This is a genomic window from Yersinia thracica, assembly GCF_902170565.1.
Classification (GTDB): domain Bacteria; phylum Pseudomonadota; class Gammaproteobacteria; order Enterobacterales; family Enterobacteriaceae; genus Yersinia; species Yersinia thracica.
Genome location: NZ_CABHXX010000084.1, coordinates 1 through 18,745 on the forward strand (window position 1 = coordinate 1; position 18,745 = coordinate 18,745).

Consider the following 18,745-nt stretch of genomic DNA (forward strand, 5'->3'; position numbering starts at 1 on the left):
GCTTTAAACATATAATCACAAAATTTAATTACAACCAAGAGTGTTATGTCAATAAAAAAAATTACAGGATATATAAATATTAAACTGAAAAAACATTTGAGACTCCCCTTGAAAACACTCAAGGGGAATTGAGAAACTCGAGTTTCTACATGAAGAACTCGACTTCACCACCATTTAAATTATACATGCTGCCTACTATTTTCACTTTCCCTTCTTTCTCTAATTTATTAATTATTTCGCTATTTTTACGAATCTCATCAATAGTGTGCTTCACATTATTCTTCGCGACCGCATCTACATATTTTTCGTTTTTGCTACTCTTCTCACCGTCAAATTGAGTCGTTGCAATCGCGGGCTTAATTTTATCGAGGAGGCCAGTCAGGTTGCCAAGTTCTACGTTATCAATAGCACCTTTGACAGCACCGCATGCCGTATGACCCATGACTAAAATAACTTTTGCCCCGGCAGCAGCACAAGCAAACTCCATGCTACCTAATAAATCATCATTGGAAATGTTACCGGCAATCCTGGCATTGAATGTTTCACCAATTCCTGTATCCAGAACAATTTCAGCTGGCGCTCGAGAATCAATGCAGCTCAATATAACTGCCGCAGGGAATTGCCCTTCTGCACTACTGCGTTTTTGTGCGAGATAATCGTGTTGCTGCATTTTCCCAGAAACAAATCTTTTATTACCTTGCTTTAATCCCTCCACTATCTGGTCGGGCGTTAATTTATCCCGTTCTTCTCGTGTCAGGGAAGCTGCGTATGATATCTGAGGTAACCCTAGCCCAATCCCGCCAATAACACTTGCAGCTGTGATGCCCAAAGCAGCTTTTAGCACGGTCCTTCGGCTATTAGGATGGCTATCTTCTGAACAACAACCGGTTATCTTACTCATACTCTCTCCTTGAAACTATTGTTGTCATTTTCGATACTGCGCAATTACTGAGCAGTCTATTAAATGTAGTACATCCAACTTGTTTTACGCGATAGATAATTGATAGATTACGAAAAAATAAGCCTATTCTTGATTTCTAACCACCCGAACTACAGGTTGTTATTCAGTTCTCGATGGTTATCCCTCATCCATTGCGCCAGAGAGTCCAGTGTTGGCTTTAATGTTTTTCCTAAAGAGCTAATCTCATATTCAACACGTGGTGGCACTTCGGCATAGATAGTGCGATGAACCAACCCACGTTGCTCGAAAGCGCGCAGTTGTCGGGTCAGCTCTTTTTGGGTTATAGGGGCAATCGCCCGCTGTAGCTCGCCAAATCGAATCGGGCCGGCAGTCACCATCAAACGATAGAGAATGGGTATTGCCCACTTCCCGGCAATAAGCTCAACGAATTGCACCATTGGGCACTTTTCTACCGCGATGATCCCATCGGATAGCGATTTATTTTTAGGTGGAAGAGGCTGATAAGCTGTCATTACATTCCTGTTTCATCGTTAGTATCAAATTGGTACCTACTATACTTTAGATACTTTTGTATTAAAAATAGTCTTCCATTGCTCTTAATAGGAAGGATCATCATGAATCGTTTGAAAGATAAGTATGCATTGATTACCGGAGGTACTAGCGGTATCGGGTTAGAAACTGCGCGCCAGTTTCTGGCGGAGGGGGCAACTGTCGCGATTACCGGCCGAAATGATGCCGCATTGCAAGCGGTACATGTCGAGCTCGGAGAGCGCGTTTGGCTATTAAAAAGTGATGCCAGCAATATCGCCGACCAATCAAAACTGGCGGCTAAACTTGCTGAAAGCTGGCCACGTTTGGATGTCGTTTATATCAATGCTGGTGATGTGACTCACAATCTAATAGAGGAGTGGGATAAAGCTAGCTTTGAACGAGTGATCTCAACCAATCTAAAAGGCCCTTTTTTCCTGTTGCAATCATTGCTTCCACTGCTGGCTAACCCCGCGTCTGTCATTCTTTGCGGTTCAGCAAGTGTCCATATTGGTTTGCCTCAAAGCAGTGTTTATGCCGCCAGCAAGGCGGGGCTGCTTTCTCTTGCGCGGACCTTATCCGGCGAGTGGGTCGCAAGAGGAATTCGGGTTAATGGGTTAAGCCCTGGGCCGACACAAACCCCTGCCCTGCAAAAACTGGGGTTATCAGGTAGTGAAGAAGAAAAACTGGCGGAGCAAATTCGTCAGTTAGTGCCAATTAAAAGAATGGGAACACCGGCTGAAATTGCTCACGCGGCCGTATTTCTGGCTTCGGATGAATCCAGTTTCGTGGTCGGGACGGAGTTTAGGGTCGATGGCGGTGTCAGCAGTCTTTAGAGAATCATGACTGACAAAAAATGAGGTGAAACAGACCTGGATGTTGCCGTAGCGGGTATCAAACAATCGGCATCGGGTTGGGCTATGAGCACCAACCCGTGTTAGCCGTATTAAGATGTTTGAACAAAACGGTCAAGTTGCCTGCGCAATTGGTCGTTTTCTTTTTTGAGCTGTTCAATTCTCTCCAGCAGAGTTAAGGTCATGGCGACACCTGACCAGTCCAGATCCAACTCATTTTGCAAGCGCCGGGCGCGTTTAAGACAACTCAATGCATCCGCATCAAAAACCCAAACCCTGTCTGTCGGCTCTAACGGCACAATCACACCCAGCCCGACGACCTCGACCAATTCATCCTGCATTATTCCCGTTGACTGGCATAATTCAGTTAAGGTGTAGGTAATTTCTATTTCAGCCATAATCTGTTACTCCCATCCAGTCCGAGGATTAAATGCCGCCTGCTCTGACAGCTGTTGCCAAAGCGCCCGCGTTTTCTCGTCTGGTTTCGGTGGCATGACCACTTTGAGGATTGCGTACAGATCGCCAGTTCCTTTTTTACTGACCAGACCTTTGCCTTTAATGCGCAACCGCTGACCACTTTGGCTACCTGCCGGGATGGTTAAAGCAATTTTCCCCGTCAGGGTCGGCACCTCAACACTGGCTCCCAACGCCGCTTCCCATGGGGCTAGCGGTACGACTATTTGTAAATTCTGCCCATCAATATCAAACAACGGATGTGGTGCAATACGAATAATCAGGAATAAATCACCATTGGCCCCGCCCGCAATACTCGGCGCCCCCTGCCCTTTAAGGCGAATGCGCTCACCATCACCCACACCGGCAGGAATTTTTACTTTCAATGTCTTCGAGGTTTCAGCACCCGGGAAGCCCGATTCATCAATGGTTGGTATTTTGTAAGAGATCGAGCGGGTCTGTTCAGCTAAGGTTTCTTCTAAAAAGAGGGGAAGTTCCATCTCAAGATCCTGCCCACGTACCCCATAAGATGCCCGATGAGATGAGTGTTGAGCTGAAGAAGCGCGGTGACCAAAGAAGGATTCGAAAAAGTCAGAGTAGTCGTGAGCGCCTCCACCGGCACGGCTGTGCCATTGTTGGTCACCAGTGGCCTGTCGTTGACCAAACTGATGTTGGCCAAACCCTGGGTCATTACGGTGCAATCTTAATTCGTCATACTCAGCTCGCCGCTCGGTATCCTTTAATACTTCGTAAGCCTCGGCAACTTCTTTAAACTTACTCTCCGCATCAGCTTCAGAACTGACATCCGGGTGGTACTTACGTGCCAGCCTGCGATAGGCTGTTTTAATCTCTTTTAAGGAAGCCGTGGGCTCGAGGCCCATAACGGCATAATAGTCTTTGAATTCCATGCGGTAATATCCTTAAATTCAATGTTCAATTATACCCGTCATTCTTCAAGCTGCATGTGCGTTGCCTACGTTCCATCACCCGAATCACTGACTTATGTCAGCTCATCGGGATTCTTTCTCTTAGCGCCTTCCTACAACTCGAATTATCCAGGGTATAGGTATATTCCCAGCAGACTTAGATAAAACCTATTTATGTCTATTTTCAATTTTTTCAACCCCATCAAGTGGGTAAACCTAACAGTAAACTATAGCGCTAACTGCTTACTTGTGGGTGATCGGCATCTATTGGCGTAAAACTATTCTGACATCATATGAATATTACAAATCATACAACCGATCCGTCGGCTTACTGGCCGCTGGCAGCACCCTTTTCTGATTAACCTGCTTTACTGATGAGCGAACAACCAATTTGCCAGGCAAAAGGGTATTACTGAACGGAGCATCGGGCCGCAATATACGCCGTTGTAATAACTGGATAGCTTCCACCCCCAGCTCATCGCGCGGGACATGCACCGCCGTGAGCGGAACATCATGGATTTCAGCCAAATTAAAACCATCCATACTCATGACTGAGACACTCTCTGGCACATTTATATTCAATTTATTCAGCGCATTAACAGCACCAACCGCCATATAATCGCCCCCTGCCAAGATAGCCGTCGGCAGTTGGTTCTTATCCTCACAACCCGCTATAAAGGCGGTGATTGCTTGCTCGGCTTCTTCTGCGCCAAAACCATGAGTGGTCACCAGATGTTGGTTATCATCAAAATGCATATTATTGCTGGCGAATGCTTCTTTAATTCCCACCAGCCGCAATTCCATGGTGTTACGCCGTAAACATTGCAAGGTTAAAATTCGCCTATGACCTTGCTGTATCAGATAGTTGGCAGAAAATTCGCCGATCAATTGGTGATCAGGAGAAACACTGTCCAGTGACATTTCTTTGTCGCGGCAATTGATTAATACCGACGGCTTATGCACACCCGCAGCTAATGTATGAATCCGCGGGTCATCGATGCCAATAATAATGGCCGCTTCCGTCTGCGGATGGGTCATTTTTTCCAGGAAGAGGGAAATATCGCAGTGAGTTTCAGATAACCCGCAGTAGCGAATCATCACCTCATGTTGACTGACTGCTTCAGTTATTCCCTGAATGACTTTGTAGTAAAAGATATCAGTGCGCACATCAAAGGCTCGGTGCGGCGCAAAGACCATAATATTATTGAGCATTAAGCGCCCGCTGGATAATTTCTGCAAAATTCCCTGCGACTGCGCATAGGCCATGACCTGCTGTTTTGCTTTTGCGCTGGTATTCGCTTTGCCGGCTAACACTCTGGATACTGTGCTAATTGAAAGGCCAGTCTGATTAGCTATTTCTTGTATTTTTAGCTTTCCATTCATTTTGTGATCTCTCTCAAATTAGCAAATGAAAAAATTCTCATGGCCAGTAAATCCCTTATTTAGGGCGTCACCCAATATAAATGCTGAAATATTATTCAGCTTATGAAAATCTTTTCAAAAAAACGCGTATTAAAGCCAATTTAAGCTAGTTACCTTGTTTTAACCAAAACAATCAAGTTTTGGTAAACCAATTTTAAAAACTTATCAGTCCGGTTATTTTTGATAAAAAATATAAATACCAACAATATCAATTTGTTGTGATTTATTGGCTTATTTTAGTGTGAGATAAATCACATTAAAACTCAGCTTAATCTTAATAACCCAAAATGGATCTTACCAAAATAATAAGTTGGTCCGGTTAATTTACTACCGACTAACACCAGGAGGCTGGGATGAGTGTTGATATTAATCAATCCGCAAAAGTTATTGGGCGACGGAAAATAAAATCATTACGCTGGTGGATGCTGGCGCTATTTCTACTTGGGGTCACTGTTAACTATATTACCCGTAACTCGCTGGGTATCCTCGCCCCTGAGTTAAAAACCAGTCTGAATATGACCACTGAACAATATTCATGGATAGTGGCATCATTCCAGTTGGCGTACACCGTATTTCAGCCGCTCTGTGGCTGGTTAATTGATGTCATCGGTTTGAAGATGGGGTTCCTGATCTGCGCCAGTGTTTGGGCGGTGGTGTGTATGATGCACGCCGGAGCGGGCACCTGGTTCCAACTGGCCGTACTGCGCTTCTTTATGGGCAGTGCTGAAGCCGCCGCCACACCGGCAAACGCCAAAGCTATTTCGGATTGGTTCCCGAAAAAAGAGCGCCCGATTGCTGCGGGCTGGGCTGGCGTCGGCTTCTCTATCGGCGCGATGTTAGCACCACCGATTATCGTACTGGCTCATGTTGCTCTCGGCTGGCAAGGTGCATTTCTCTTCTCCGGCGCCTTAGCCATGGTATGGGTGCTGTTATGGTGGCGTTTTTATCATTCACCAGATACCCACCCCAATCTGAGTAAAGAAGAGTTTGAACTGATTCATCAGGATAATGAGCCAGTATTACCACGGCTGCCATTCCTGAAATCCTTAGCTATCCTCAGCAAAAACAAGAAATTCTACGGCATCGCTATCCCCGCCTTCCTGGCAGAACCGGCATGGGCCGTGTTTAGTTTCTGGGTTCCGCTGTATTTGGCGACCGAGCGCGGCATGGATTTGAAGCAAATCGCCATGTTTGCCTGGCTGCCCTTCCTCGCGGCAGATATCGGGAGTGTTGCCAGTGGCTACTTAACCAAACTTTATCAAAAATGGTTCGGTTGCAGCCGCGTTAACTCGGTGGTGGCCAGCTCCGTTACCGGTGCTTTCATGATGATTTCACTGGCTTTTGTTGCCATCACCGAAAGCCCCTATCTGGCGATTGCATTAATCTCGATTGGCGGCTTTGGTCACCAAGTTATCTCCTGCATGCTCAGCGCATTAGTGGTTGAATCCTTTGATAAAAATCAGGTAGCCACTGTCAACGGGCTACGGGGTTCTTCGGCCTGGATAGCCAGTTTCCTGTTTACTTTATTAATCGGCGCGGTGTCCGACACTATCGGCTTTAACCCACTATTTATCGCCATGGGCTTCTTCGATTTGATTGGTGCCGTGTTCCTGGTCTCCCTGTTTGCTGAGCGCCGCAATAAAGCCCAACCGGTTGCCTGATGCTATCCCCCTTAAGAGATAAACCAAGATGAAAACATTAAAAAACTGGTTATTAATCAATGAACAACCCGACCATTTGGAACTGCTGGTTGATGACCGTCATATATTTTGTCTGTATGTATTAGAGCCAAATCTCTGCCGCGTGCTGATTAAACGCAATGGAGAGCTGGCACTAAACCGCACCTGGAGCATCGCGCCACAAGGAGATGTGCCGTGGTCTGGACGTGATCGCCTGAGTTTGGCGGGTTTCTCCGTGCCGGGTTATCAGTTACAGCGCCATGAACAACAATTGATAGTGACCACCGACTGTTTGCGGGTCACTATTCATCAACCACTGTATTTGGAGTGGGAATATAAAAATCAGCACGGCGAATGGCAGCCACTAGCAGCAGATAGGCCAACCAGCGCTTATTTACTCAGCCCACAAGGAGAAGCGATTGCTCACTATCAGCGCCGCTATCCTAATGAGCAATATTATGGGCTGGGTGAGAAAGCCGGTGACCTTAACCGCGCGGGTCGCCGTTTTGAAATGCGCAATTTGGATGCCATGGGGTACAACGCCGCCAGCACTGACCCACTTTACAAGCATATTCCGTTCACCATTACTCGCCGTGATGATGTCAGTTTTGGTCTGTTCTATGACAATTTAAGCAGCTGCTGGTTGGATTTGGGTAATGAGATTGATAATTATCATCTGGCTTATCGCCGTTATCAGGCCGAAGCCGGTGACCTTGATTACTATATGTTCCTCGGCCCGAAAGTGCTGGATGTGACTAAAGCCTTTGTTCGTCTGACCGGTAAAACCCAATTTGGCCCGAAATGGAGCCTCGGTTACAGCGGCTCCACCATGCACTACACCGATGCCCCCGATGCACAGGTGCAATTACAAAAGTTCATTACTTTGTGTCAGCAGCATGATATTCCCTGTGACTCATTCCAGCTCTCATCCGGCTACACCTCCATCAATAATAAGCGCTATGTTTTTAACTGGAATAACGACAAAGTGCCGCAGCCCAAAGTGATGAGCCAGGCGTTTCTGCACGCCGGTATCAAGCTGGCCGCCAATATAAAACCTTGTCTATTACAGGATCATCCTAAATATCAGGAAGTTGCAGAGCGCGGCTTATTTATTCGCGATGGTGAAACCGGGCTACCGGAGCGCTCTTCATTTTGGGATGACGAAGGTTCTCACCTTGATTTTACCAACCCAAAAACCGTGGATTGGTGGCAGGAAAACGTCACTAAGCAACTGTTAGAACTGGGAATTGGCTCCACCTGGAATGATAATAATGAATACGAAGTGTGGGATGGCGAAGCGCGATGTAATGGGTTCGGTGAATCCATTGCCATCAAACACATCAGACCGGTGATGCCTTTACTGATGATGCGGGCCTCAATGGAAGCTCAACAGGCATTCGCACCAGAAATGCGCCCATATTTGATATCACGCTCCGGCTGTGCCGGGATGCAGCGCTACGCCCAAACCTGGAGTGGTGATAATCGCACCAGTTGGCAAACTCTGCGCTATAACATCCGCATGGGGCTGGGCATGAGCCTATCTGGGTTGTATAACCTCGGCCACGATGTCGGCGGTTTTTCGGGCGATAAACCGGAAGCAGAATTATTTATTCGCTGGGTACAAAACGGCGTGATGCATCCGCGATTTACCATTCACTCATGGAATGACGATAACACTGTCAATGAGCCGTGGATGTATCCCGCAGCCACGCCAATGATTCGCGATGCAATGGCGCTGCGCTATCGGCTATTACCTTATTTTTACACATTACAATGGCAAGCCACACATGATGATGAGCCGATGTTGCGCCCAACTTTCCTCGATCATGAGCATGATAGCCGCACGTTTAAGGAAAATGACGACTTCATGTTGGGCCGTGATTTACTGGTTGCCAGTGTGGTGGAATCGGGCCAGCGCCAACGTCAGGTCTATTTGCCAGATAATCATGTCGGTTGGTATTGTTTCTATACTGAGCAATGGTATAGCGGCGGGCAAACCCTTGTTTTAGATGCGCCACTGGAGCGCCTGCCTCTGTTAGTGCGGGCCGGTGCCGCGTTGCCGCAGTCACGACGTATTGCTTTTGTGAATGCCGCGCAAGATACCCAACGCGAGTTAGCACTTTACCCGACCAAAGGGGGCGGCCAATCTCGTGGGATGCTGTTTGAAGATGATGGCGAAAGCCACCGCTGGCAGCAAGGTCATGCATTATGGCTGAGCTGGCAGGTGACAACAGATAATCACCGCATTGATATGACTTTCAGCCGCACGGGAAGTTATCAACCCGCCTGGCATGAACTGACAATAACTCTCCCGGAGCACGAGCGCCGCGCGTTGTATATCAATGGGGTTGCCAGTCATATATTGCAGTTAAGTCAGCTTAGTTAGTCGGCGAGAAATAGACCACCACCATTATCAGCGGGTTCGATTCTTGAGCCCGCTGACTTTTCACATTAATAAACAAAAGATTAACGCAACAGTTTTAATGCGCCAGTCAATGAGCGTACCCACTTCTCCGGCCCCACCAATCCCAAACCATCCAACTGTTCATCAGCCAAAGAACGCAACGAAAACGCCTTTTCATAATCCTGGTAACTGTGCATCGAGCGCGCAAATGCAGGAAAAGGCACAATCGCCCGCTCATGAGTAGCCGCCAAAGCTTTCAGCAAAACTTCTCTTATCTGTACAGCATTCGCTTGCAAAATAGGTACCGGCAATTTTGAGCTAACATCAATTTCTTTCCCCGCCGAATCGGATAATACTGCTCCCGCCAATTGTGGAAATTTTGCCGCCAGACCAATCCCCACCGCACTGGTAGTATTGGCAATCAAGCCCACCGGAAGCTCAGGATTAACAATAATTGCAATCCGCATTTGTTCTGCCACAGCCATGCCCTTTTCCTGATGATTTGTACCCAAGATCTTATCTCTCCGGCGTAGGTAAGTGCTTTCTTTTATCAGCTTTATTCCGCTAATATGGGTAAATTGTACCCAAACAAAATAATAATCAGGTAGAAAATGCCAATATCATTAATAACACCGGCAGATATAAAAATTTTAAAGCAATTACAGCACACCGGCCGGATGACTAACCAAGAGTTGGCCGATAAAGTGGGGATGGCGACCTCCCCCTGCTGGCGACGGGTGAAGCAGTTGGAAGAAAGCGGCATTATTACCGGTTATCAAGCCAATATTGATCGACGGAAAATAGGTTTGGGGATTTTGGCTTTTATTCGGGTGAAAATTGACAGTCACAGTGAAGAAGAAGCGAAGTTATTTGAGATGCAGGTTGGGGCGCTAAAACCGGTGATTGCTTGCTATGCCGTCGCGGGAGATGCGGACTTTCTGCTGCAAGTGGTGGCCGAGGACCTCGACAGTTTTTCCACTTTCGCGATGTCGGTCATCCGCCGACTGTCGGGGATTAAAGAGATGCAAACGACATTCGTCCTGCGCGAAGTCAAACCACTGGTGAGTTTACCGCTGGAGTAAGTCACATTGAAAGGCATCAATCGATGCCTGTTATCGACTTAATTTTTATTTATCTAGCTTATTTACTGGCCTGGTTCTCTATGCGACCAGCACTCTGTTACGCCCCGATGCTTTGGCTCGATAGAGCGCCTCATCCATACGTTTAAACAAACTATCCGTGTCTTCCCCCACCTGATGTTGCGCGACTCCGATGCTGACCGTGAGTTTGGGTAAGTTAGGTTGGCAGATCATTTGAATAGTTTCTCTAATAGATTCAGCCAATTGCAATGCTCCCTCCAGATTGGTTGAGGGCAGAAGAATAGTAAATTCCTCGCCACCCCAACGGGACAGGATATCGCACTCGCGGATAATGGACTCCAGTGTTCTGGCCAGAAAAATCAAAACCTCGTCGCCCTTATGATGCCCAAGTTGGTCATTAATATTTTTAAAATGGTCGACATCCAATAAAATTAAACTGAAATTTTGGCCGTAACGTTGGCTCTGAGTATAGGCATGTTCAACCAAAGGAAAGAAGTGACGCCGATTGCCTAAATCTGTCAGTGGGTCTTTCAAAGCAGCATATTCTAATGCCTCTTCAAGCCGCTTTTGTTCCGTAATGTCATGAATAATACAAAGCATCAATCTTATACCGTCTAACTCAACTGGGCCGGCATAGGTTTGGACATGGCGAGTATTTCCATCCGCTAATTTATGGATAAAATTGAGTGGCTTATGCCCGCCCGGTAATTTGGCAACCTCATTCATGACCGGCAATACATCCATTCCCATGCTATTAATTTCCCAGGTATGCTTCCTGCACATTTCATCCCGTGAATAACCATAAAAACGGGTTGCCGCCTGATTTGCATCGACAATCAACCCCTCTTTCGACGGATCAATCAATAGCATTGGGGCTGTATTGGTACTAAAGAATTGCTCGTAAAAACTCTGCTCATTACGGGAATAGGGTTTTGCCAATGGGCTGGGGCTGCTCGGCTGGGTTACCACACTCTCTGAAATATAAAGCCCTTCAAAAATAATAACTGCGCCATAAGGTTCTAGCTGAGTTAAGGAGAGCCGGCAACTCAGAGGAAAGACATTTTCTTTGGCCTGGATAGTCCAAATTTCGATAATAGGGTCATCAGCGGCCAAAGCCGGGAGATAAGCATCCAAATTCTGCTGCGCATGGGCCGAAAAACGCCCATAACGCACTAGCGGCAACTGAATGTCACCGGCAATTTTTCGGGCTTCCTTGTTAGCAAAAAGTATTTCCTGATTTTTGGGCAATATCACCCAGATCGGGGTTCTCAAGATATTTAATGCATCTAAGTCAGTTATTACCATAGGAATACCGAAAGATATTTGGCATCGGAACAGAATACAGCTAATTCCCCCGGATTCACTATATTTCGATTTATGCTGACATTGCTTATTTCTTGACGTGGAATACTCAGGCGTAAGGGGTGCCAGCCATTGCTGTTTTTAGGCTGATCCCTTCCCAATATTGATGCCAGGATAAATCAGAGACTCCGGCCTTTTTGCAGACTTCGGATAAATTCCTCTGGCGTCTGATTATTTAAAGATGAATGCGGTCTTTGCTGGTTATATTCCTGCCGCCACTTCTCGATCTTCTCCTGAGCATCGTCCAGTGACAGGAACCAGTGCACATTCAAACACTCATCGCGCAGGCTACCGTTGAATGACTCGACCAGAGCATTATCTGTCGGTTTACCGGGGCGTGAGAAGTCCATTGTCACCTTATTTTCGTATGCCCATCGGTCAAGTGTTTTAGAGATAAATTCGCTGCCATTATCCGTTTGCAACCGGTGGGGGATACGCCGATGCAGTTGCTTCAGGCGCTCCATTACAGCCACCACATCATCCCCGCGCAACACGTTACCCACCTCGATCGCCAGGCATTCACGACTAAAATCATCCACTACAGTTAGGGCGCGTATCCGACGTCCGTTGAACAGATTATCAGCAACAAAATCCATGCTCCAGCACTGATCTAGTGCGGTCACTTGCGGACGTGCGTGTCTGTGCCTGCCTGTGACATGCCGGCGTGGGCGTTTTGCCCGCAGATTCAGCCCTTCCTGACAGTAAATTCGGTGGGTTTTCTTGTGGTTGACTAACCAACCCTCGCGGCGCAAAAGAATATGAATACGCGGGTAACCATAGCGGATCCGCGTCTCCGCAATTTCTCTTATCTGGTCAGTCAGGGCCCTGTCATCACGACAACTACGATAGTGGTATACCGTGCGACTCTGCATCATTAAACGGCAACTACGACGCAGGCCGATACGATATGCATCCAGCAGGTAAGTCACCGCTTCACGCTTCTGGATGGGCCTCAGAACTTTTTTCGAATGACATACTGAAGCATTTCCTTATCCAGACTGAGGTCCGCCACCAGACGCTTGAGCCGTTGGTTTTCGTCCTCAAGCTGCCGCAAACGGCGCAGTTCCGTTACGCCCATCCCGCCAAATTTTTTCTTCCAGTTATAAAAAGTGGCTTCAGAAATACCCATCTTTCTGCACACTTCCTCCACCCGAGTGCCGGTTTCGGCCTGTTTAAGGGCAAATGCTATCTGTTCTTCGGTATAACGGCTCTTTTTCATGGTTGATATGCCTCTCAGTGAGATGAAAGAAAGACCGGATACTTCAGTTTAGACTGGCACTGTTTTCAGGGAGGAGATCAAATTATCATTAGTAATGACTAAATCAGGAATAATAAAACCAACACGTTGTGCTAAATAAGCCTGAAGAATTTTATTGTCAGCTCTGCGCATGACCGATGGCTTAGATAAACATCGGCCAGAAAAGCTCTCAACGATGCCTTCAATAAGCGAATGGCTTTCTTTGTGAGAAAAGGCTTGATACTGGGCGTCAATCACACCAGTAAGATCTTCAGATGCAGGTTTACGGTAGTAAATTGATTTACAGTTAGCTGAATTTACTTCATCACCAGAACTATCTTTGATTCTAAACCCTGATAAATCGTAACTAATTCTATAGTTTGAAAAGTTATCTGTATTTAAACGGAAGAAAGCAATGTCTTTGTATCGTGCCATGATGTAGTCACATGTGCGATCAAAGCTGCTGGTGATGATCAGTATCCGGTTTTTCATCATATCCCTGATTGCAAAGAAGCATTTTCTAAATGATATGTAAAAAACTAAAATTAGCCAATGACAGTGGTAACAGTTTTGACGACCGACTTTAAATATTTGACTCTATTTTGTTGCCTACTTCTTCTAACAGAAAATCGATACTTACCCAGTAGACATACCAACCGCTAACCTCCGGTATTAATAATATTATATAGAGGCGTTTTTACTTTCTGTCTCACAAAATCATCTGTTCTGCCCGGCATTTATAAATTTCTGCTAATTTCTCTCTGGTTTTCTTCTGTGGGCGAGAATCTACGGCTTCCCATTGGGATACAGCAGATTGGGTGGTACCAAGCAGTTCTGCTATTTCATATTGCGAAAAGCCACGGTAGATACGCCATGCAGCCAGCAAACTGACACCATCGTTTACCATGATTTGAACAACTTCATTCGGGATGGTCTGATCATCATCGTGATCAGCAACATAGGGAATATCATCGTACTTCGCATTAGAGATAAGTTGCTGGTATTCGGCAATGGGTAAGACCACAAACTGAGGCTCTCCTGCTTCATCATGAATGTATTGTAGTTTTGCCATCTTATTCACCTTAGTTTAGAAAAATAACACCATGCCTTTGAGAGGAAATCTACTGAGCCAGCCTACTAATAGGTCGTTGTGGTTCTGCGTTTAACTTCCTGGATCGTACATATCACAGGGGTTCCCTCTATAATCTGAAAAATAATCCTGTAATTCCCCACTCGCATCCGATATTGGCTATCACTGGTCTGTAACTTTTTGATATCCAAATCAACAGCAGGGAAATCCATCAGTTTATTCACTTTTTCACTGATGGATTTTCGATATCTGACATCTATTGAAAGTAACTGCTTAACCGCTTTCCTCGACCAGTCAACCTTGACCATCGTTTCCTCACTTTTATAAGTGATCACATCCGCTGTTATGGTCAAATAGTAAAGCTATAGGTAAGTATGGTCAACACAAAAACCTAATTATTTACTAATTTTAATCTTATTAAAAACTGATTTTTGAATCCAAATAATAATTGATATCGATGCATTACATACATATTTCACCCACAAATGCGGCCCCTCTCGCATCTACAAAAATGTTTGTCCTAATTTACCACTGGTTAATTGAACAGTAGGGAATGGCCGGATATAGTGCCCCCGCAGCGGCAAATTCCGCTGCCGTGATTAGCGTCCCGGAATTCAATAGAGCGCACGACCGCACAGGCAGTTACTATGTGCGGGTACAGTTACACCTGTGAAAAAGCAATGGTGGGCTGGACGGGGCATCGAAAGATGCGCCGGGTTCTCTGTTGACCGGTTAGCTAATTTAACCAACATGCTGCCGCTATAACTGGCAAGGCTGGAAAGAAATTCAGGGATTTCATTAATCGTAAGATGTGGATAGTGTTCGCGTTTATGGGGAGCAAAAGCACTGGCAAGGTCAGGGGCGGGATTATATTCGGCTCGGCCTGTGATGATGGCGTATTTCCAAACCTCACCACATCACTGCCGAACCTTACGCATTTTCTCAGTGGCACCCCGTTTTTCTAACTTGGACAGCACGGCCATTAGCTCAAGTGGTTTAATTTCTTTGATTGGTCGGTAACCGATATATGGAAAAACGTCTCTTTCAAACGTGCTCATCATTTCTAAACGATAGGATTCAGACCATCTATCATAACGTCGCTGATACCACTCTCGGGTGATAGCTTCAAAGGTATTACTACCCTCTCCTTGCTGCACTAACTTTTGTTCTTTTCTTAAATCACTGGGGTTAATACCCACCATAACCAGCTTTTTAGCCTCATCCCTTTTTCGCCTTGCCTCAGTTAACGAGACAGCAGGATAAGTGCCCAATGAAAGCATTTTAGGTTTGCCAGCAAAACGGTATCTGAAGCGCCAACCTTTCGAACCATTTGGCTCCACCAGCAGCGACAATCCATTACCATCCGCTTTGGTGTAGGGCTTCTCTTGGGGTTTTGCACAGCGTATCTCAAGGTCCGTGAGTGCCATGTGTATAGAATCCAGAGTGTATAAAACATGATGTGTATAGAATTTGGAGAGTAGAGAATTTCTATACAGATAACTATACACGTTTGTATGTGGATTCCCGTGAGCAACTATAGCCGTCAAGAGATAACAATAGTGGCCTAAACCTTGCTATGACTGGGTTTGATGTACTTCGGGAGATACTGCGAGACGTTAGATTGGAGCGGGTGAAGGGAATCGAACCCTCGTATAGAGCTTGGGAAGCTCTCGTTCTACCATTGAACTACACCCGCTTCGGTGTGCGGTTTGCATTATAACCGGTTCTTTGGCGTGGGCAAGTGAAGATATAGTCTAAGCGCCGGTATTTTAAGCGATTAGATTAAACAAAGTATAACCGCGGCTGTTTTGCTCAGTAAAAAGGGCGCCATTGCGCCCTAATAAGATTTACTGTTAACCGGATAAACTTATTTTACCGGGCGCATCGCCGGGAACAAGATAACATCACGGATAGTATGGCTGTTGGTAAACAACATGACCATGCGATCGATACCGATGCCCAGACCCGCAGTTGGCGGCAAGCCATGTTCCAGCGCGGTAACATAGTCTTCATCGTAGAACATCGCTTCGTCATCACCAGCTTCTTTAGCACTGACTTGATCGGCAAAACGCTGAGCCTGATCTTCCGCATCATTCAACTCAGAGAAACCGTTACCAATTTCACGGCCACCGATGAAGAATTCGAAACGGTCAGTGATAAACGGATTATCGTCATTGCGACGAGCCAATGGAGAAACCTCGGCTGGGTACTCAGTAATGAAGGTTGGCTGAATCAGATGGCTCTCGGCGGTCTCTTCAAAGATCTCGCATTGAACACGGCCCAGGCCCCAACTCTTCTCAACTTTAATACCCAATGACTCGGCAATCGCCACAGCTTTGTCCATATCGTCCAAATCTGCCACGTTGGTTTCTGGACGATATTTGCAGATAGCTTCTTTCATGGTCAATTTGGCAAAAGGCTTACCAAAATCGAATGTCTGTTCGCCATACTGCACCACACTACTGCCCAGTACATTTTCAGTCAAAGTGCGGAATAACTCTTCAGTCAGCACGATCAAGTCTTTGTAGTCCGCGTAAGCCATATAGAGTTCCATCATAGTGAACTCTGGATTATGACGCGGTGAAACACCTTCATTACGGAAGTTACGGTTGATTTCGAACACACGTTCAAAACCACCGACAACCAGACGCTTCAGATACAATTCTGGCGCGATACGCAAATACATATCGATATCCAGCGCATTGTGATGAGTCACAAACGGACGTGCTGAAGCACCGCCGGGGATCACTTGCATCATAGGCGTTTCGACTTCCATGAAGCCTTTTTCCACCATAAAGCTGCGAATACCGGCCATCACTTGCGAACGAACTTTAAATGTATTGCGGGACTCATCGTTAGCGATCAGATCCAGATAACGCTGGCGGTAGCGAGTTTCTTGATCAGCCAGACCGTGGAATTTATCCGGCAATGGACGCAGTGCTTTGGTCAGCAAACGCAATTCGCTACAGTGGATAGACAACTCACCGGTTTTAGTTTTGAACAACTTACCGCGTGCACCCAGGATATCGCCCAGATCCCACTTTTTGAATTCTTCGTTATACACGCCTTCCGGCAAGTCATCACGGGAAACGTACAGTTGAATACGGCCACCGACATCTTGCAGCGTCACAAATGATGCTTTCCCCATAATACGGCGAGTCATCATACGGCCAGCAACAGTGACTTCTATATTCAGCGCTTCTAATTCTTCATTCTCTTTGCTGCCGTACTCAGCATGCAGCTGGTCAGAGAGATGCTCACGGCGGAAATCATTAGGGAAAGCAATTCCCTTCTCCCGCAATGTAGCCAGTTTTTCCCGACGAGCTTGTAACTCACTATTGAGTTCTTGCGCTTGCTCAGCGACTTGTGGTTTTTGCTCTGACATCTCAGTTCCTTATAGCCCGGCTTTCAAACTTGCTTCAATGAATTTGTCCAGATCACCATCCAGTACCGCTTGCGTGTTGCGTGTTTCCACGCCGGTACGCAAATCTTTGATTCGGGAATCATCCAGTACATAAGAACGGATCTGGCTACCCCAGCCGATATCGGACTTATTATCTTCCAGCATCTGTTTATCAGCATTTTTCTTTTGCATTTCAAACTCATACAGCTTCGCTTTCAGCTGTTTCATGGCTTGATCTTTGTTCTTATGCTGAGAACGGTCATTCTGGCACTGAGTCACAATATTGGTCGGAATATGGGTAATACGCACCGCAGATTCTGTTTTGTTGACGTGCTGACCACCCGCACCAGATGCGCGGTAAACGTCAATACGCAAATCCGCCGGGTTGATTTCGATATCAATATCGTCATCAACTTCTGGATAGACAAAAGCAGAACTGAAGGAAGTATGACGACGGCCGCCGGAGTCAAATGGGCTTTTACGAACCAAGCGATGTACGCCAGTTTCAGTGCGCAACCAACCAAACGCATATTCGCCAATGATCTTAATAGTGGCAGATTTCAGGCCCGCAACATCACCATCAGATTCTTCAATAATTTCGGTTTTGAAACCTTTAGCTTCAGCCCAACGCAGGTACATGCGCAGCAACATGCTGGCCCAATCCTGAGCTTCTGTACCACCGGAGCCAGCTTGCAGGTCCAGATAACAGTTGGCGCTGTCATATTCACCTGAGAACATGCGGCGGAATTCAAGTTGGCCCAACTTGCCATCAAGGATATCTAACTCGGCAACGGCTTCATTAAATGTCTCTTCGTCGTCAGCTTCGATAGCCAACTCCAGCAAGCCAGACACGTCTTCCATCCCCTGATCCAGTTGATCAATGGTGGTGACAATCTCTTCTAGCGTTGAACGCTCTTTACCTAGTGCTTGAGCGCGCTCAGGTTCATTCCAGACGTCGGGCTGTTCCAGCTCGGCGTTTACTTCTTCCAGCCGTTCTTTCTTGGCATCATAGTCAAAGATACCCCCTAAGAACGGCAGTCCGATCAGACAAGTCCTGAATTCGGTTTTTTACCGGGTTTATTTCAAACATAATTTAAAGTCTTACGTTGAGTCGTAGATGACGGAATGTCATTAGAACCCGTAATTCTAACGGATCTGTACGGCGGTTTATAGCAAGTTGACTGTATTTATAGCTATCCCCGTCCAATTTGCTGCTGCAACTGTGTTAGCGGCTCTCTCTCACCCGAATCACTGACTAATGTCAGCTCATCGGGATTAATGAGCCTCATCCTTGAGGCTCACCCTGCGAGCTAGCATAAATGCGGTTCAAATCAGTTCCCGACCAATTGTCATTTGTTGGCTGCC

At 46.3% G+C, this 18,745-nt stretch carries 17 protein-coding genes, 1 tRNA gene and 1 pseudogene; 4 read left to right on the forward strand and 15 right to left on the reverse strand.

Annotation, left to right across the window (positions count from 1 at the left end; translation table 11 throughout):
• Nucleotides 1-145: 145 nt before the first annotated feature.
• Together FTA91_RS11535 and FTA91_RS11540 are read right to left on the reverse strand one after the other, a co-directional pair.
• The gene (locus tag FTA91_RS11535; protein ID WP_050113831.1) at nucleotides 146-901 is read right to left on the reverse strand and encodes a carbonic anhydrase; all 756 of its coding nucleotides are present in this window, start codon (nucleotides 899-901) and stop codon (nucleotides 146-148) included.
• Between the two features lie 149 nt (nucleotides 902-1,050).
• Nucleotides 1,051-1,434, reverse strand: coding sequence for a winged helix-turn-helix transcriptional regulator (locus FTA91_RS11540; protein WP_145535810.1), 384 nt, complete (start codon nucleotides 1,432-1,434; stop codon nucleotides 1,051-1,053).
• A 102-nt stretch (nucleotides 1,435-1,536) separates the two neighbouring features.
• Between FTA91_RS11540 and FTA91_RS11545 the strand changes: the two genes are divergently transcribed.
• On the forward strand, nucleotides 1,537-2,286 hold the full coding sequence (locus tag FTA91_RS11545) for an SDR family oxidoreductase (protein ID WP_145583384.1): 750 nt from the start codon (nucleotides 1,537-1,539) through the stop codon (nucleotides 2,284-2,286).
• Between the two features lie 110 nt (nucleotides 2,287-2,396).
• On the opposite strand, the gene cbpM is transcribed toward FTA91_RS11545, so the two are convergent.
• From cbpM to FTA91_RS11560, 3 genes are all read right to left on the reverse strand, one after another.
• On the reverse strand, nucleotides 2,397-2,702 hold the full coding sequence (gene cbpM / locus FTA91_RS11550) for a chaperone modulator CbpM (RefSeq protein WP_050113826.1): 306 nt from the start codon (nucleotides 2,700-2,702) through the stop codon (nucleotides 2,397-2,399).
• Between the two features lie 6 nt (nucleotides 2,703-2,708).
• A complete protein-coding gene (gene cbpA / locus FTA91_RS11555; RefSeq protein ID WP_145583386.1) occupies nucleotides 2,709-3,665 on the reverse strand; it encodes a curved DNA-binding protein in 957 nt (318 codons plus the stop codon).
• Between the two features lie 318 nt (nucleotides 3,666-3,983).
• Nucleotides 3,984-5,066 (reverse strand): LacI family DNA-binding transcriptional regulator, encoded by a 1,083-nt coding sequence (locus tag FTA91_RS11560; RefSeq protein ID WP_050113823.1) that lies wholly within the window; start codon nucleotides 5,064-5,066, stop codon nucleotides 3,984-3,986.
• Between the two features lie 392 nt (nucleotides 5,067-5,458).
• Here FTA91_RS11560 and FTA91_RS11565 point away from each other — a divergent pair, with 392 nt between their 5' ends.
• Nucleotides 5,459-6,766: an MFS transporter gene (locus tag FTA91_RS11565; RefSeq protein WP_050113821.1), complete on the forward strand. Its 1,308-nt coding sequence runs from the start codon at nucleotides 5,459-5,461 to the stop codon at nucleotides 6,764-6,766.
• 28 nt (nucleotides 6,767-6,794) lie between these two features.
• Nucleotides 6,795-9,170 (forward strand): glycoside hydrolase family 31 protein, encoded by a 2,376-nt coding sequence (locus tag FTA91_RS11570; protein WP_145535805.1) that lies wholly within the window; start codon nucleotides 6,795-6,797, stop codon nucleotides 9,168-9,170.
• Nucleotides 9,171-9,250: 80 nt separating this feature from the next.
• On the opposite strand, the gene FTA91_RS11575 is transcribed toward FTA91_RS11570, so the two are convergent.
• Complete coding sequence (locus FTA91_RS11575; RefSeq protein ID WP_050113819.1) at nucleotides 9,251-9,673, reverse strand: DUF2000 domain-containing protein; 423 nt, start codon at nucleotides 9,671-9,673, stop codon at nucleotides 9,251-9,253.
• 126 nt (nucleotides 9,674-9,799) lie between these two features.
• Between FTA91_RS11575 and FTA91_RS11580 the strand changes: the two genes are divergently transcribed.
• Complete coding sequence (locus tag FTA91_RS11580; protein ID WP_050113817.1) at nucleotides 9,800-10,270, forward strand: Lrp/AsnC family transcriptional regulator; 471 nt, start codon at nucleotides 9,800-9,802, stop codon at nucleotides 10,268-10,270.
• Between the two features lie 78 nt (nucleotides 10,271-10,348).
• On the opposite strand, the gene FTA91_RS11585 is transcribed toward FTA91_RS11580, so the two are convergent.
• From FTA91_RS11585 to prfB, 9 genes and pseudogenes are all read right to left on the reverse strand, one after another.
• A complete protein-coding gene (locus FTA91_RS11585; RefSeq protein WP_050113815.1) occupies nucleotides 10,349-11,593 on the reverse strand; it encodes a sensor domain-containing diguanylate cyclase in 1,245 nt (414 codons plus the stop codon).
• Between the two features lie 176 nt (nucleotides 11,594-11,769).
• Nucleotides 11,770-12,869 (reverse strand): IS3 family transposase gene (locus FTA91_RS11590; protein ID WP_145583388.1). Its coding sequence is split into 2 segments (ribosomal slippage): nucleotides 11,770-12,608 and nucleotides 12,608-12,869, totalling 1,101 coding nucleotides; the frame shifts between segments, so codons are not numbered across the junction.
• A 48-nt stretch (nucleotides 12,870-12,917) separates the two neighbouring features.
• Complete coding sequence (locus FTA91_RS11595; protein WP_145535803.1) at nucleotides 12,918-13,382, reverse strand: MvdC/MvdD family ATP grasp protein; 465 nt, start codon at nucleotides 13,380-13,382, stop codon at nucleotides 12,918-12,920.
• Between the two features lie 214 nt (nucleotides 13,383-13,596).
• The gene (locus FTA91_RS11600) at nucleotides 13,597-13,959 is read right to left on the reverse strand and encodes a helix-turn-helix domain-containing protein (protein WP_050113809.1); all 363 of its coding nucleotides are present in this window, start codon (nucleotides 13,957-13,959) and stop codon (nucleotides 13,597-13,599) included.
• 65 nt (nucleotides 13,960-14,024) lie between these two features.
• On the reverse strand, nucleotides 14,025-14,285 hold the full coding sequence (locus FTA91_RS11605) for a type II toxin-antitoxin system RelE family toxin (protein WP_050113807.1): 261 nt from the start codon (nucleotides 14,283-14,285) through the stop codon (nucleotides 14,025-14,027).
• A 420-nt stretch (nucleotides 14,286-14,705) separates the two neighbouring features.
• Nucleotides 14,706-15,404: pseudogene (locus FTA91_RS11610) on the reverse strand (tyrosine-type recombinase/integrase); the annotation flags it as partial.
• Nucleotides 15,405-15,599: 195 nt separating this feature from the next.
• Nucleotides 15,600-15,673: transfer RNA gene (locus FTA91_RS11615), tRNA-Gly, on the reverse strand.
• 171 nt (nucleotides 15,674-15,844) lie between these two features.
• Entirely contained in the window at nucleotides 15,845-17,362 is a 1,518-nt protein-coding gene (gene lysS, locus FTA91_RS11620; RefSeq protein ID WP_050113805.1) for a lysine--tRNA ligase, read from the reverse strand.
• 9 nt (nucleotides 17,363-17,371) lie between these two features.
• Nucleotides 17,372-18,470, reverse strand: a protein-coding gene (gene prfB / locus FTA91_RS11625) for a peptide chain release factor 2 (protein WP_120011449.1) whose coding sequence is annotated in 2 segments (ribosomal slippage) — nucleotides 17,372-18,394 and nucleotides 18,396-18,470 — 1,098 coding nt in all. Because the reading frame shifts where the segments join, the coding sequence is not laid out codon by codon here.
• Between the last annotated feature and the right edge of the window lie 275 nt (nucleotides 18,471-18,745).